Raw genomic sequence first — 15,279 nt, 5'->3', positions numbered from 1 at the left:
ACACCTTATCCTTTCGGTTTGAATAGCAATGCTCCAATGAAGCCGAAAATAATGGCAGCTGATACACCAGCACTCGTTACTTTAAACATGCCGGTAATAACGCCGACGATGCCATGTTTGGCTGCTTCCTCCATCGCGCCATGAACGAGGGCATTACCGAAACTTGTAATAGGTACAGTTGCCCCAGCGCCTGCAAAGTCGATTAATGGTTCATACAGATTGAATCCATCTAATATAGCTCCAGCAACAACGAGTGTTGCCATCGTATGAGCGGGGGTTAGTTTGCCGACATCAAACATAAGCTGTCCGATTACGCATATGAGTCCACCAATGACGAAAGCCCAGAAAAAAATCATTGCGTTGCACCTCCAAATTCAATCGAAACAGCGTGAGCGATACACGGAATCGTTTCTTCTTGTTGGAATGTAAGTGGAGATAGTAAAGCGCCTGTCGCAACGACAAGTATTTTTTTGAATTCTCCTCTTTTCATTCGGTTTAATAAATGTCCGTATACGACTGTTGCTGAACAGCCTGGACCACTTCCACCAGCTATGACAGGTTGGCCTTCTCTATAAATGATGATTCCGCAATCTTGAAATTGCTCGCTCTTTACCTTTGTTCCATGTTTATGTAGTAGGTCGTAAGCGATTTCGCGACCGACATGTCCAAGGTCACCTGTTACGATTAAGTCGTAATAAGAGGCGTCAATTTGTCGTTCGCGTAAATGAGCTTCAATCGTATCGACAGCAGCTGGGGCCATCGCACCACCCATATTAAAAGGATCTGTTAGTCCCATATCAATAACTCGTCCAATGGTGGCCGATGTTACTTGTGGACCATATCCAGTGTCGCTTAAAATAGCCGCGCCTGCACCGGTCACTGTCCACTGAGCCGTAGGAGGTTTTTGACCACCATATTCAGTTGGATAGCGGAATTGTTTTTCTACCGCAGCGTTATGACTTGATGCCCCAGTTAATAAATACTTTGCACCTTTTGCATTTACGATACTTGCACCGAGTGCTAAGCCTTCCATAGAGGTAGAACAGGCGCCGAATAAACCGAGATAAGGTGTTCCGAGTGTGCGGCATGCAAAGCTCGTTGGAGTTATTTGGTTAATTAAATCCCCTGCGAGTACGAATTGAATATCGTCTTTACGGAGCTTCGCCTTTTCGGTAGCGCGGCTACAAGCTTCTTCAAATAAAATTTTATGCGCCTTTTCGTAAGAATCTTGTCCGAGCCATAAATCTTCATGCAGGGTATCGAAGTCTTCAGGAATTTTTCCATTTGCCTCAAATGGGCCACCGACTACACCTGTTGAGATGATAACTGGTTTGTTTTCGAATACCCATGTTCGGTGTCCTTGTAACATTTACAGCCCTCCCCATTGAAAGAGAATCGTTTTAATAAGAGCGATGACGAAAGCGGAAAATACGCCAAATAAGATGACCGATCCTGCTAGTTTAAACATGTTACCACCAACGCCGAGAACGAATCCTTCTGTACGGTGTTCAATACATGCGGCAATAACAGAGTTACCAAATCCAGTAACGGGAACGGCGGTACCAGCACCAGCAAATTGCCCAAGGCGATCGTAGACGCCAAATCCCGTCAGTAGCATGGAGATAAAAATAAGAGTTGCAACGGTAGGGTTCCCGGCAGATCTTTCAGTGAAATCAAAGTACGTAATATAAAAGGTGGAAATCAGTTGGCCTATTAGACAAATTAATCCCCCGACGAAAAAAGCTTTCATACAATTTTTTAAAACGGGGCGCTTCGGTTCGCGCTGTTGTTCGAATTTTTTATATTCTTGTTGCACAGGTGTTAAATTTTTATCTTTACTAGACATTTGAATCCTTCCTTCTCTTTTAGAAAACTTAAATATTAGATCCCATTTCTGATTGAATGAGTTTCAATTGATCTTTAATGCCATCCTTGCTTATTTTCTTGTTCTTAATTTTGTTTTCAAGTTCTTCTATGAGCATAAAAATCTTTTTGTCTGTACTTACACGAATATCGAAAGTAGGGTTTTCATCACTTAGCTTCTTTTTTAATTTACTTCGTAAAGGTTTTAAACCAAATCTTTCGTGATGTTCAGGTTTAACGGCTATGTAAAGATCTAAATTTGTATTAACTGCGGTAGCTTCTATAATTCCCTCCATAGCAAGAGCTTTTTTCTTAGCGTCTTGCGATATAGATTGATTAAAGGATTCTGTACTCATTTTTGTTAATTTAGGGCCCTTTTTCTCATCTGCCCGCTTAGCTTCTTCTTTCTTTACTTTTTTATCTAACGGGCTATTATCACATCCGGTAAGTGAACCGAATAGGAGCATAAATAACGCGGTTATGATTCCAAGTTTTCGCATTATAATCATTCCATTTCTATTGCAGTATGTAATGTGAGAGAAAAAGGATGATTGCATATCATCCTTTTTCTCAAATTGTGTACCATTAGATGAAATGGCACTTTTGGTTATTGCTGTGTGTATTGTGGTTCTTCTTGCTGGACTTCTTCAACACGCGGGTTTAAAGAATCGATAATTGTTTGTGTTTGCTGCGCAGCTGTTTGGAAAAGTTGCTTTGCTTGTTGGTTATCCGTATCAAGAGCGAATCCCTCTAAGCTAGCTTGTGCACTTTTTAATCCAGAAACAGTTTGCTTTAGTTTTGTAATTACAGTCATTGAATGAAGCCCCCTTTGGAATATCAATTCAAAGATTATAATTTGTGGGTTTGGGTGAATTTATGATTGGAAAATTTAGGTTTTTGAAGTTGAAGCTTTGATTCAAGCGTCAATGAATTCTTTGTTATAGTGGCGCTTTATAAGATGGAAGAGGATGATATGTAATTCATGATGTAGGTATGTTACCTGTTGAAGATTAAAAAGTAACTGAAAATTACATGAGGTTAAATTTCTGGTTATTCACAAAAAACATATCGATAAAATATATATATTTCTATTCTTGTAGTTATTTTCAATTTAAAATGAAATTTTCTTGTATAGTAAAAAAAAGGATGTGTTCAGTTTTAAAAAAATAATATCTTCATTATCTTATTCGTTCAATCGAAGTCATTCACGAAAGAAGAACGTTATTAAATCAACGTTTCTTTTAATGCATAAAACATTTACGAATTGTTTTGTTCATCGAAAGTCTTGCGAATTCTTTTAAATCAACGTTTAGAAGAGAAAGTCGAAAGTAACAAAAGTCATTTATGTTGTATTCGTGATTCATCAAAATGAATACGCTATTCACCACAAGCCAACCCAAACGAAAATTTTCCGAACCCTCCAAGCCACCCCGCTGAGCCGTCGCAGGAGTCCCTTAGAGATAGTATTTGTGATTTTTGAATCAGGGGGTTGATCTCTCGCGAAGTCCTGACGCAGCCCAGCGAATTGTCTTTTACCCAATCCTCGCCGAGTTTCTACTATCAAAGAAAATAACGTTTCTAATGCGATTGGGCAGCCGTTATCGGAACTTACCCCCGACAGTGTGTTAAAATTAATCGAAGCGGAAAACGAGGATCTCCAATTGACTGGACGTGTAATCGGTTGGACAGTTTAAGAGAGTTGTATAAAAAGGGAGATGGCGCAAAGATGGTGAGATCAAAAGAGAATGATTTAACGGAGAAATTGGCAGAAGGTCACCGAGAATATGGTGACGGCAACTTTACAGTACAGAACATCGGTGATGAAACTAACCCGAATTGGACTGTCGTAAAAAATGTGAGGAAGGGATCGGCAGGCATTCGTGAAGGGGAAGATATATTTAGCCTGCGATCAAAATATATAAAATAGTGCGGAGATGGGCGGGCATCACTTCGCCTGTCTTTTTTTTATAGACTATATGCGAAAAGTGCGATGCCGAGAGATGCAATTCTAGACGATTAGATTTAATATGATGAAGTATGAGCCTATATGCGTTCTATTTCGATTTAAGTAGATTAAGGGGGAACGAAAGAAGGAAAACTGCGCGCTAAAGCTAGTGTAGAAGAGGTTTTTATGCTTGCGTATTAGGTTAGCGTCAGGATATAATATCCATATGTAAAGAAGCGAACGTCTACGTGTTGGTGTTCGTATCCTACGTTTAACTTTCGGTAAGAACAAGTCGGAAGAAGACGGAGGCAAACCGTTGATATTATCGTAATAATCATGCGCCCATAGCTCAGTCGGATAGAGCGGTGGTTTCCGGTACCACGTCTGCCGGGGGTTCGAATCCCTCTGGGCGCGTTATGTATTGTTGTTGTGATGTGTTCTATTTAAAAGTATTGAGTAAATAGCACATAATAGCGTGAAGAACGTGTTGAAAATTAATAGTAAATCTAAAGAAACCCCTTGTATGTGATTAGAAATAATCGTGTATAGGGGGTTTTTCGTTATGAAAAGAATTAAAGAGTGAAATGCAATTCAAATCAGAACAGATTTTAGCACTAAAAGAAATTGTAACGAGATATATTGCACAAGCGTATTGTTAAGTTGCTGAACGAAGATATGACACGTAAGATAGTAGTGATTCACAAAGCAATAGGGACAGGCTAGCCGTCTTTGCCAGTAAGCTGAAGTTTAATAAAAGTGATCATCTTTCGTTGGCATTATCGGACTTTCTTGACCGTTATGAAGGAGAAGAAGAATGAAAAAAGGTTCTCGCAAGCTATTTGAAATAAAATCGTTTCTTACATGTATTGAAGAAGAGGAGTGCGGAGAAAAGGTCTATTATGTAACGATGGAACATCACAACAGTAGTGTGACTCGTCACAAGATAACGAAAGATGATGCATTCGAAATGTTAGTTGCGTATGCAAAAGGAATACCTGAAATAATGGAGGTCTTCATGGAAGATGAAAATTTCAATGAAGTTTATAAGATAACGGCATCGCTAGGTATTTATTGCAGTTAAGTAAAAAGTACATGTCATAAATGTTGTTCACTTGTAAGAATAGACCCTGGAAAAATAACTCAGAGGTAATCCAAGTCACAATTCGAAAATTACACAAAGCAGATAAACAAGAAAGTATCTTTATAGCAAATCGCAACGCTGTGAATTTGGTGCGTGTGGTACTCGTAGAGGATACGAACGGAATTAATCTATCAAATGAAAATGCGACAATGGTGAAGAAACGTGTAATATTCGATATGTACTCGCCATTGTAAAAAAGGTCTGAACTTACAAGTATAAGTTCAGACCTTTTTTTATTATCACTTGTTATATCTGATAATAAGATTTACTATTAGTATGTGGTGATAAATTTTATGCGTTATTATTTTCTTTCAATATTATTCAAATTTAGGTTGTAAGATGTAAATCTCATTAATACATATAAATTAATAATATTTTGGAATGGGTGTCTGCGATAGGATTCTCCTTTTACCAAACTTATTGTACAATAGAAACAAGGGGGAGATTAGTTTGAAGGCAAGTCTTTTACAAGAACAAAGCTTACGTTTGGCAATGACACAAGAGTTAAGGCAAGCGATTACAATGCTCCAGTATAATGTACAAGAATTATCGGAGTTTTTGTATGAGCAATCGTTAGAGAATCCCCTTATTGAGTTAGGTGGTTTTGAGAGGGAGAAGAAAAAGAGCTCTAACACAAGTAAAAGTACCCGCAAACAAGTCGAGAATCAAATGGAAATCTACAGTGTGGATTCTACAACGATTCAGCAACATTTATTAAATCAACTACAGTATTATAAAATAGATGAAGAAGAGCGAAAAGCAGCTTCTTTCATTATTATGAACATGGATGGAAATGGTTATTTACAAGAAACAAATGAAGAGTTATCAGAGCTTCTTTCTGCGCCAATTGATGTAGTGGACTGTTCCGTGGAGCTTGTTCAATCGTTAGAGCCAGCAGGGGTAGGTGCGCGTAATATTCAGGAATGTCTATCAATCCAATTGAAGCGCTTACAAAGAAGAAATGGGTTAGCGGAAGAAATTATAGATGATCATTTTAATTATTTCGTTAAGAAAGATTGGCGAAAGCTCGTTCAAGTGTTGAAGTGTACCAACGAGGAATTACAGGATGCGGTGAACTGTATTACATCATTGCAGCCGAAACCAGGTCTTGCATTTTCTTCTGATAAACCACTTTATATTGTGCCTGATATGGCGGTAAAAAAAGATGGCGATCATCTCGTTTTACAGATGAATGAGAGAAATATGCCAAGAATTGAAATTCACTCTGAGTATAGTGCGTTACTAAATAATAGTGAAAGTGAAGTGGCTTCTTACGTATCGGAGAAGTATCAGCATGTGCAATGGATTATGCGCAGTTTGAAACAGAGAAAACAAACACTCTTACAAGTGATGAATATTATTATGGAAAAACAGCATGATTTCTTCTGGGGAGGTCCAGAGTATTTAAAACCACTTGCATTAAAAGAGGTGGCGGAAGAGTTAGGTGTGCATGAGTCTACAATTAGTCGTGCAACGCGTAATAAATATGTGCAAACGCCGTACGGTTTATTTGAGATGAAATCATTCTTTAGTAATTCTATTTCTACGACGGAAGATGAGGCGGTTTCTACAAAGCGTGTGAAACAATTCATTCAAACGCTTGTTGGAGCAGAAAATAAGAAAAAGCCACTTTCGGATCAAAAGATTTCAAAATTATTAGAAGAAGAGCATGAAATCGTTATTTCTCGAAGAACGGTTGCGAAGTATAGAGAACAAATGCATATTCCTGCTTCGTCTCTAAGAAAAACAATTGGATAGGTGAAGAAGATGAAGGTTGTACTATATACAAAAAAAGATTGTGGTCTTTGCGTGAAGGCGAAACAAGTTTTAAAAGAAGTACAATATGAATATTCTTTTCAAATTGAGGAAATAGATATATATGAAGATAATGACCTTTTAGAGAAATACCATCTAATGATTCCTGTTGTAGAAATAGGCGGAAGACAAGTAGAATATGGTAACATTCACAAAGGTGTCATAATAAACTATATAAACAATGCAGTTAAGAGTTGAATAAGTTTCTGTCTCCTGTTACAATAATACACGTAGCAGGGATTATTTTTTTAACCTAAGTGGGACACAAAATGTCACTATGGGACATAAATTGACCACGAAGGGAAATGAACCGATGTAGTGAGGAGAAAAGATATGCGCTCATGGATTCAGAACACAAAAAAATTATTACCTGATCTGCTACCTGTTATGCAAACGAGAATGCAAGTGCTTCAGTACATTAGGCTTATGCAGCCGATTGGAAGAAGAAACTTATCTGCAAGTCTCGGTATGACAGAACGAGTATTGCGAAGTGAAGTTCAAGTTTTGAAAGAACAAAACTTAGTTCACGTCGCTTCTTCTGGAATGACTTTGACAGAAGAAGGAACAGCTTTAGTTCTTGCTTTGGAAGACTTTATGAAAGAAATTTCCGGGTTAAAGGTTTTAGAAAAACAACTTAAGGAAACATTAGACTTGGATGAAGTTTTCGTTGTCCCTGGTGATAGTGATGAATCACCTTGGGTCAAACTGGAGATGGGCCGTGCTTGTGTGACTTGTATAAAAGACCGTCTGACAGTGAATAATATCGTTGCTGTGGCTGGAGGAACTACGCTAGCTGCTGCTGCGGACATGATGCAACTTGATTGCAAAGATTTACATATGCTATTTGTCCCAGCACGTGGTGGAATTGGAGAAGGTGTCGAGTTAGAAGCCAATACCATTTGCGCCAAAATGGCACAAAATACGATGAGTAATTATCGCTTATTGTATGTTCCAGATCACGTTAGTAGCGAAGCATATGCGTCTATTGTAACCGAGCCCTCCGTGAAAGAAGTTCTTGAGTTGATTCGATCTTCCAATATCGTCATTCATGGAATTGGTGATGCGTTAACAATGGCACGTCGCAGAAATACTTCAGAAGCAGATTGGTTAAAGATTCAGGCAAGCGAAGCAGTTGGCGAAGCTTTCGGTTACTACTTTAATGAACAAGGAAATGTTGTTCATAAAGTAAGAACAGTTGGTATGCAACTTGAAGATTTACAACATGTATCTCACGTTGTCGCAGTCGCTGGAGGTTCTTCAAAAGCAAAAGCAATACAGGCTGTAATAAAGCAAGGGCACACTTCAATTCTAATTACAGATGAAGGTGCAGCAAAACAATTAACAAAGGGTATTACCCTTTAATATAATCCCCCAAGGAGGAAATTTAAATGACTAAAATTGGTATTAATGGATTTGGACGTATCGGACGTAACGTATTCCGCGCAGCTCTTAACAACTCTGAGGTAGAAGTAGTAGCAATCAACGACTTAACAGATGCTAAAACATTAGCTCACCTTTTAAAATATGATACAGTTCACGGAACTTTAAATGCAGAAGTATCTGCTAACGAAAACAGCATCGTTGTTAACGGTAAAGAAATTAAAGTTATCGCTGAGCGTGACCCAGCTCAATTACCATGGAGCGACTACGGAGTAGAAGTAGTAGTAGAATCTACTGGCCGTTTCACTAAAAAATCAGACGCTGAGAAACACTTAGGTGGATCAGTTAAGAAAGTTATCATCTCAGCTCCAGCTTCTGACGAAGATATCACTGTAGTTATGGGTGTTAACCATGAACAATACGATGCAGCTAACCACAACGTAGTATCTAATGCTTCTTGTACTACAAACTGTCTAGCTCCATTCGCTAAAGTATTAAACGAAAAATTCGGCGTAAAACGCGGAATGATGACAACAATTCACTCTTACACTAACGACCAACAAATCTTAGACTTACCACACAAAGATTTACGTCGTGCTCGTGCAGCAGCTGAAAACATGATCCCAACATCTACTGGTGCTGCTAAAGCTGTAGCATTAGTATTACCAGAACTTAAAGGTAAATTAAACGGCGGCGCTGTACGTGTTCCAACTGCTAACGTTTCTCTTGTTGACTTAGTTGTTGAACTTGACAAAGAAGTAACAGTTGAAGATGTAAACGCAGCATTCAAAGCAGCTTCTGAAGGCGAATTAAAAGGTATCCTTGGATACAGCGAAGAGCCATTAGTATCTATCGACTATAACGGATGTACAGCTTCTTCTACAATCGATGCATTATCTACAATGGTAATGGAAGGTAACATGGTTAAAGTACTTTCTTGGTACGATAACGAAACTGGTTACTCTAACCGTGTAGTAGACCTAGCTGCATACATGACTTCTAAAGGTCTTTAATTCTTAAGTATATAAGCAATCAATGACAAAACGAGGGAGAGGGTTTGTTCCCTCTCTCTCTTCTTTCGTTTTAGAAGCAAATGTGTTAAGCTTTTGAATGGGTTTTGTCAATCCTAACTAGTAGTCGGAGGGAAATCCAATGAACAAAAAATCAATTCGTGACGTAGATTTAAAAGGTAAGCGTGTATTTTGCCGCGTTGATTTCAACGTACCTATGAAAGAAGGCAAAATTACAGATGAAACTCGTATCCGTGCAGCTCTTCCTACAATTCAATATTTAATAGAGCAAGGTGCGAAAGTAATTTTAGCAAGTCATTTAGGCCGTCCAAAAGGTCAAGCAGTAGAAGAATTACGTCTTACTCCAGTAGCAGCACGTTTAGGCGAGCTTCTTGGTAAAGATGTTAAAAAAGCGGACGAAGCATTCGGACCAGTTGCACAAGAAATGGTTGCAGCAATGAACGAAGGCGACGTATTAGTTCTTGAAAACGTACGTTTCTATGCGGGCGAAGAAAAGAACGATGCAGAACTTGCGAAAGAATTTGCAGCTCTTGCTGATATCTTCGTAAACGATGCATTCGGTGCAGCTCACCGTGCTCACGCTTCTACAGCAGGAATCGCAGACTACCTACCAGCAGTATCTGGTTTATTAATGGAAAAAGAGTTAGATGTATTAGGTAAAGCACTTTCTAACCCAGAACGTCCATTCACAGCTATCATCGGTGGTGCGAAAGTAAAAGATAAAATCGGTGTAATTCGTCATCTATTAGACAAAGTAGATAACTTAATCATCGGTGGCGGACTTGCTTACACATTCGTTAAAGCATTAGGTCATGAAATTGGTCTATCTCTATGTGAAAACGACAAAATTGAACTAGCTAAAGAATTTATGCAACTTGCAAAAGAAAAAGGCGTAAACTTCTATATGCCAGTTGATGTTGTAATCACAGAGGAATTCTCTGAAACTGCAACAACTCAAATCGTTGGTATCGACTCTATCCCTTCTACATGGGAAGGCGTGGACATCGGTCCTAAAACACGTGAAATTTATGCAGATGTAATTAAAAACTCTAAGCTTGTTGTATGGAATGGACCAATGGGTGTATTCGAAATGACTCCATTCGCAGAAGGTACAAAAGCAGTAGGGCAAGCATTAGCAGATGCAGAAGATACATACTCTGTTATCGGCGGTGGTGACTCTGCAGCAGCTGTTGAAAAATTCGGTATGGCTGATAAAATGAGCCACATTTCTACTGGCGGCGGTGCGTCATTAGAATTCATGGAAGGTAAAGAACTTCCAGGTGTAGTTTGTCTTAACGACAAATAAGTAGCAGCCAAAGAAAAAGGACGGTGCAAAGCATGCGTAAACCAATTATCGCAGGTAACTGGAAAATGAATAAAACTCTATCTGAAGCAGTTAGCTTCGTAGAGGAAGTTAAAGGTCAAATCCCAGCAGCTTCAGCTGTTGATGCAGTAGTTTGTTCGCCAGCTCTATTCTTAGAGCGCTTAGTAGCAAAGGCTGAAGGAACTGACTTACAAGTAGGTGCACAAAACATGCACTTCGAAAAAAATGGTGCATTCACTGGCGAAATTAGCCCAGTAGCACTTAGCGACTTAAAAGTAGGCTACGTAGTACTTGGCCACTCTGAGCGTCGTGAAATGTTTGCTGAAACAGACGAGTCAGTAAATAAAAAGACTCTTGCAGCATTTGAACATGGTTTAACACCAATCGTTTGTTGTGGTGAGACTTTAGAAGAGCGCGAAAGCGGAAAAACATTTGATCTAGTAGCAGGTCAAGTAACAAAAGCACTTGCAGGTTTAACAGAAGAGCAAGTTAAAGTAACTGTTATCGCTTATGAGCCAATCTGGGCTATCGGTACAGGTAAATCTTCTTCTTCTGCAGATGCAAATGAAGTATGTGCGCACATCCGTAAAGTTGTTGCAGAAGCTGTTTCTCCAGAAGCTGCAGAAGCTGTTCGTATTCAATACGGCGGTAGCGTAAAACCAGAAAACATTAAAGAGTATATGGCACAATCTGACATCGACGGCGCTTTAGTTGGCGGTGCTAGCTTAGAGCCTGCTTCGTTCTTAGGTCTTCTGGGGGCGGTAAAATGAGAAAGCCAACAGCTTTAATCATTCTTGATGGTTTCGGACTACGTGAAGAAACTTACGGGAATGCTGTAGCACAAGCTAAGAAACCTAATTTTGATGGTTACTGGAACAAATTCCCTCACACAACGCTTACAGCTTCTGGTGAGGAAGTAGGTCTTCCAGCAGGTCAAATGGGTAACTCAGAGGTTGGTCACTTAAATATCGGTGCTGGCCGCATCGTATATCAAAGCTTAACACGCGTAAACGTTGCAATTCGTGAAGGTGAGTTCGATCAGAACGAAACTTTCCAAAATGCAATTAAAAGCGTGAAAGAAAAAGGTACTGCTCTTCATTTATTCGGTTTACTTTCTGATGGTGGTGTGCACAGTCACATGAACCATATGTTTGCTCTTCTTCGCTTAGCAGCAAAAGAAGGCGTGGAGAAAGTATATATCCATGCATTCTTAGATGGCCGCGATGTTGGACCACAAACAGCAAAAGGTTATATCGATGCAACAAATGAAGTAATTAAAGAAACAGGAGTAGGACAATTCGCGACTATCTCTGGTCGTTATTACTCCATGGACCGTGACAAGCGCTGGGATCGCGTAGAAAAATGTTACCGTGCTATGGTGAATGGTGAAGGCCCTACTTATAAATCAGCAGAAGAGTGTGTAGAAGACTCTTATGCAAATGGTATTCATGATGAATTCGTATTGCCGTCTGTAATTGTTAACGAAGATGACACGCCAGTTGCAACAATCAATAATGATGATGCAGTTATCTTCTATAACTTCCGTCCAGACCGTGCAATTCAAATTGCTCGTGTATTTACAAACGAAGACTTCCGTGAGTTCGATCGTGGTGAAAAAGTACCTCAAATTCCTGAATTCGTTTGTATGACACATTTCAGTGAAACTGTAGATGGTTACGTGGCATTCAAGCCAATGAACCTTGATAACACGTTAGGTGAAGTTGTTGCGCAAGCGGGATTAAAGCAACTTCGCATCGCGGAAACTGAAAAGTATCCGCACGTTACATTCTTCTTTAGCGGTGGTCGTGAGGCTGAATTCCCAGGAGAAGAGCGTATTTTAATTAACTCACCGAAGGTTGCAACGTATGACTTGAAACCTGAAATGAGCATTTATGAAGTAACGGACGCTTTAGTAAATGACATTGAAAATGATAAACATGATGTTATCATTCTTAACTTTGCAAACTGTGATATGGTTGGCCATTCTGGGATGATGGAACCAACAATTAAAGCAGTAGAAGCAACTGACGAATGTTTAGGAAAAGTTGTAGAAGCGATTCTTGCAAAAGATGGTGTAGCACTTATTACTGCTGACCATGGTAATGCCGATCAGGAGTTAACTGCTGAAGGTGGACCAATGACAGCTCATACAACTAACCCGGTTCCTTTCATCGTTACAAAAAATGATGTAGAGCTTCGTGAAGGTGGTATTTTAGGAGATATCGCCCCAACAATGCTTACACTTTTAAATGTGGAACAACCGAAAGAAATGACAGGTAAAACAATTATTAAATAATTTGCTTATATAAAAAGGAGAGAATTTATTATGTCAACAATTATTGATGTTTATGCTCGCGAAGTCCTTGACTCTCGTGGTAACCCAACTGTAGAAGTAGAAGTTTACACAGAAAGCGGCGCATTCGGACGCGCTATCGTACCAAGTGGTGCATCTACTGGTGAGCACGAAGCAGTAGAATTACGTGACGGTGACAAATCTCGTTACCTTGGTAAAGGTGTTCTTAACGCAGTAAACAACGTTAACGAAGCAATCGCTCCAGAAATCGTTGGTTTCGACGTAACTGACCAAGCTGGTATCGACCGTGCTATGATCGAATTAGATGGCACTCCAAACAAAGGTAAACTAGGTGCTAACGCTATCCTTGGTGTATCTATGGCAGTAGCTCACGCAGCAGCTGACTTCGTAGGTCTTCCATTATACCGTTACCTTGGTGGATTCAATGCAAAACAATTACCAACTCCAATGATGAACATCATCAACGGTGGTTCTCACGCTGATAACAACGTTGACTTCCAAGAGTTCATGATCTTACCAGTTGGTGCTCCAACATTCAAAGAATCAATCCGTATGGGTGCTGAAGTATTCCATGCACTTAAAGCTGTATTACATGACAAAGGTCTTAACACTGCAGTAGGTGACGAAGGTGGATTCGCTCCAAACCTTGGTTCTAACCGTGAAGCATTAGAAGTAATCATCGAAGCTATCGAAAAAGCTGGTTACAAAGCTGGCGAGAACGTATTCTTAGGAATGGACGTTGCTTCTTCTGAGTTCTACAACAAAGAAACTGGTAAATATGACCTTGCAGGCGAAGGCCGTACTGGCTTAACTTCTGCAGAAATGGTTGATTTCTACGAAGAGCTTTGCAAAGACTTCCCAATCATCTCTATTGAAGATGGTTTAGACGAAAACGACTGGGATGGTCACAAATTATTAACTGAGCGTATCGGTGATAAAGTACAATTAGTTGGTGACGATTTATTCGTAACTAACACTCAAAAACTTGCTGAAGGTATCGAAAAAGGTATCTCTAACTCAATCTTAATTAAAGTTAACCAAATCGGTACTTTAACTGAGACTTTCGAAGCAATCGAAATGGCTAAACGTGCTGGTTACACAGCAGTTGTATCTCACCGTTCTGGTGAAACTGAAGATGCTACAATCGCTGACATCGCAGTTGCAACTAACGCTGGCCAAATCAAAACTGGTTCTATGAGCCGTACTGACCGTATTGCTAAGTACAACCAATTATTACGTATCGAAGACGAGCTAGGCGAAATCGCTGTTTACGCTGGTTTACAATCTTTCTACAATATCAAACGATAATTGTAGAAAATAACGACAGACCGTGAGAAATCACGGTCTGTTTTTTTTTGCTAAAATTGTTCGTCTGTCATAAGTGACATGAAGTATTTAAAGAAGAGATTATAATCAAAATCGATAGCAATTTGCTGCGAGGGCCGATTGGTGAATGGGTTTGATCCTACTAAAGAGCGGAAATCACCGATGCTTGCTCCTTGAGCGTAAGATTCGGTCATGACGGTAATTGGTGATTTGTAGTAGGTAAACATAGAATTATCAAGTAAAGCTAATATCGGTATCGTGTCATGAAAAGGGCAGCCTTTTAATTGTGGTAAAATTTTTTCGTAATATCCATAGTAGTAATGATCGAATAGAGGTTTGACGAGAGAAGCCTTTCCTTTCGCCTCAATATATTTAGCCATATCAGGTGTAACGATGGAATACTGAGTTACATTTAACGGGTATATGTACATGTTGGATGCAGATTGTAATACAATGTTAGCCGCGATTGGATCGCCATAAAAATTCGCTTCTGATACGGGAGTTACATTACCTGGGTGCAGAAAGGAACCACCCATTACATAATAAGATTTAATTTGCTGCATTAAGTTTTTACATAAAATAAATAAAGCAGCTAGGGAAGTGAGTCGCCCTAAACTTACAATGATTAGTTCGTCTTTATACTGCTCGATAAGAGGGATAACTTCAAAAAAATTCTCCATTTCTCCGTTTTGTAACTTTTCATTTGGGATGATTGGCCCTAACCCTTCTTTACCGTGAATATTAGTAAAAAAAGCGGGTGGACCTCCATTGAGAGGACGGTCTGAACCACCAAATATTTTCATATCTCTATTTCTTGATTTTTGTTTAAGAAAATGAGCATTTTGTACGGCCATTTCTTTTGGAACATTGCCGTAATCAGCGACAATCCCAACAATTTCAATTTCATCGATAAAGAATGCGAGGAGGAGGGCTATCGCATCGTCGATTCCAGGATCACAAAAAATGAGAATTTTTTTAGACATACGTTCACCACCTATCTTTATATATATATGTGTGCTAGAGAGAAGGCAGAATAAAAATGGAGTGAAGGATTTTATTTTATTAAAATAATAACCATCAAAATTCAGAAAATATAAACTTTATATATTAGGTCAAGGTTTTTGACGTAAATTACATTAG

16 protein-coding genes and 1 tRNA gene are annotated in these 15,279 nt (G+C 39.2%); 11 read left to right on the top strand and 6 right to left on the bottom strand.

The window, feature by feature from the left end:
* Window positions 1-5: 5 nt before the first annotated feature.
* The 5 genes from spoVAE to NSQ69_RS25375 all read right to left on the bottom strand — a co-directional run bounded on the left by spoVAE (window position 6) and on the right by NSQ69_RS25375 (window position 2,677).
* Window positions 6-356 carry a stage V sporulation protein AE gene (spoVAE, locus tag NSQ69_RS25395; RefSeq protein WP_000575919.1) on the bottom strand — a complete coding sequence of 117 codons (351 nt, stop codon included), beginning with the start codon at window positions 354-356 and terminating at the stop codon, window positions 6-8.
* Entirely contained in the window at window positions 353-1,369 is a 1,017-nt protein-coding gene (gene spoVAD, locus NSQ69_RS25390; RefSeq protein WP_000938981.1) for a stage V sporulation protein AD, read from the bottom strand. Before spoVAD ends, spoVAE begins: the two co-directional genes overlap by 4 nt.
* Window positions 1,370-1,846, bottom strand: coding sequence for a stage V sporulation protein AC (spoVAC, locus tag NSQ69_RS25385; protein WP_002129887.1), 477 nt, complete (start codon window positions 1,844-1,846; stop codon window positions 1,370-1,372).
* 28 nt (window positions 1,847-1,874) lie between these two features.
* Window positions 1,875-2,363 carry a YhcN/YlaJ family sporulation lipoprotein gene (locus NSQ69_RS25380; RefSeq protein ID WP_003192317.1) on the bottom strand — a complete coding sequence of 163 codons (489 nt, stop codon included), beginning with the start codon at window positions 2,361-2,363 and terminating at the stop codon, window positions 1,875-1,877.
* A gap of 107 nt (window positions 2,364-2,470) precedes the next feature.
* The gene (locus NSQ69_RS25375) at window positions 2,471-2,677 is read right to left on the bottom strand and encodes a DUF1657 domain-containing protein (RefSeq protein ID WP_000216167.1); all 207 of its coding nucleotides are present in this window, start codon (window positions 2,675-2,677) and stop codon (window positions 2,471-2,473) included.
* A 912-nt stretch (window positions 2,678-3,589) separates the two neighbouring features.
* Here NSQ69_RS25375 and NSQ69_RS25370 point away from each other — a divergent pair.
* The 11 genes from NSQ69_RS25370 to eno all read left to right on the top strand — a co-directional run bounded on the left by NSQ69_RS25370 (window position 3,590) and on the right by eno (window position 14,121).
* Complete coding sequence (locus NSQ69_RS25370) at window positions 3,590-3,790, top strand: hypothetical protein (protein ID WP_002129884.1); 201 nt, start codon at window positions 3,590-3,592, stop codon at window positions 3,788-3,790.
* 356 nt (window positions 3,791-4,146) lie between these two features.
* A tRNA-Arg gene (locus NSQ69_RS25365) sits at window positions 4,147-4,222 on the top strand.
* Between the two features lie 400 nt (window positions 4,223-4,622).
* Window positions 4,623-4,889, top strand: a complete 267-nt coding sequence (locus NSQ69_RS25360) for a hypothetical protein (protein ID WP_002143723.1) — start codon at window positions 4,623-4,625, stop codon at window positions 4,887-4,889.
* A gap of 510 nt (window positions 4,890-5,399) precedes the next feature.
* Window positions 5,400-6,707, top strand: a complete 1,308-nt coding sequence (gene rpoN / locus NSQ69_RS25355) for an RNA polymerase factor sigma-54 (protein WP_002129881.1) — start codon at window positions 5,400-5,402, stop codon at window positions 6,705-6,707.
* Window positions 6,708-6,716: 9 nt separating this feature from the next.
* A complete protein-coding gene (locus NSQ69_RS25350; RefSeq protein ID WP_002089547.1) occupies window positions 6,717-6,962 on the top strand; it encodes a glutaredoxin family protein in 246 nt (81 codons plus the stop codon).
* A gap of 135 nt (window positions 6,963-7,097) precedes the next feature.
* Window positions 7,098-8,126, top strand: coding sequence for a gapA transcriptional regulator CggR (cggR, locus tag NSQ69_RS25345; RefSeq protein WP_002089545.1), 1,029 nt, complete (start codon window positions 7,098-7,100; stop codon window positions 8,124-8,126).
* Between the two features lie 26 nt (window positions 8,127-8,152).
* On the top strand, window positions 8,153-9,157 hold the full coding sequence (gene gap, locus NSQ69_RS25340; RefSeq protein WP_002016071.1) for a type I glyceraldehyde-3-phosphate dehydrogenase: 1,005 nt from the start codon (window positions 8,153-8,155) through the stop codon (window positions 9,155-9,157).
* Window positions 9,158-9,296: 139 nt separating this feature from the next.
* Entirely contained in the window at window positions 9,297-10,481 is a 1,185-nt protein-coding gene (locus tag NSQ69_RS25335; protein WP_002016070.1) for a phosphoglycerate kinase, read from the top strand.
* Window positions 10,482-10,513: 32 nt separating this feature from the next.
* Window positions 10,514-11,269, top strand: coding sequence for a triose-phosphate isomerase (tpiA, locus tag NSQ69_RS25330; RefSeq protein WP_002016069.1), 756 nt, complete (start codon window positions 10,514-10,516; stop codon window positions 11,267-11,269).
* Window positions 11,266-12,795: a 2,3-bisphosphoglycerate-independent phosphoglycerate mutase gene (gene gpmI, locus NSQ69_RS25325; protein ID WP_341099793.1), complete on the top strand. Its 1,530-nt coding sequence runs from the start codon at window positions 11,266-11,268 to the stop codon at window positions 12,793-12,795. The genes tpiA and gpmI overlap by 4 nt, the downstream gene beginning before the upstream one ends.
* Window positions 12,796-12,825: 30 nt before the next feature.
* A complete protein-coding gene (gene eno, locus NSQ69_RS25320) occupies window positions 12,826-14,121 on the top strand; it encodes a phosphopyruvate hydratase (RefSeq protein WP_002034740.1) in 1,296 nt (431 codons plus the stop codon).
* A gap of 50 nt (window positions 14,122-14,171) precedes the next feature.
* Here the strand turns inward: eno and NSQ69_RS25315 are convergent, their stop codons facing one another.
* Window positions 14,172-15,122, bottom strand: a complete 951-nt coding sequence (locus NSQ69_RS25315; RefSeq protein ID WP_341099791.1) for a nucleoside hydrolase — start codon at window positions 15,120-15,122, stop codon at window positions 14,172-14,174.
* Window positions 15,123-15,279: the final 157 nt, after the last annotated feature.

This window comes from Bacillus sp. FSL R10-2201 (assembly GCF_038008665.1).
GTDB classification, from domain to species: domain Bacteria; phylum Bacillota; class Bacilli; order Bacillales; family Bacillaceae_G; genus Bacillus_A; species Bacillus_A mycoides.
The sequence above is the reverse complement of the archived record's forward strand: the minus strand, read 5'-3'. Positions and strand labels throughout refer to the sequence as shown.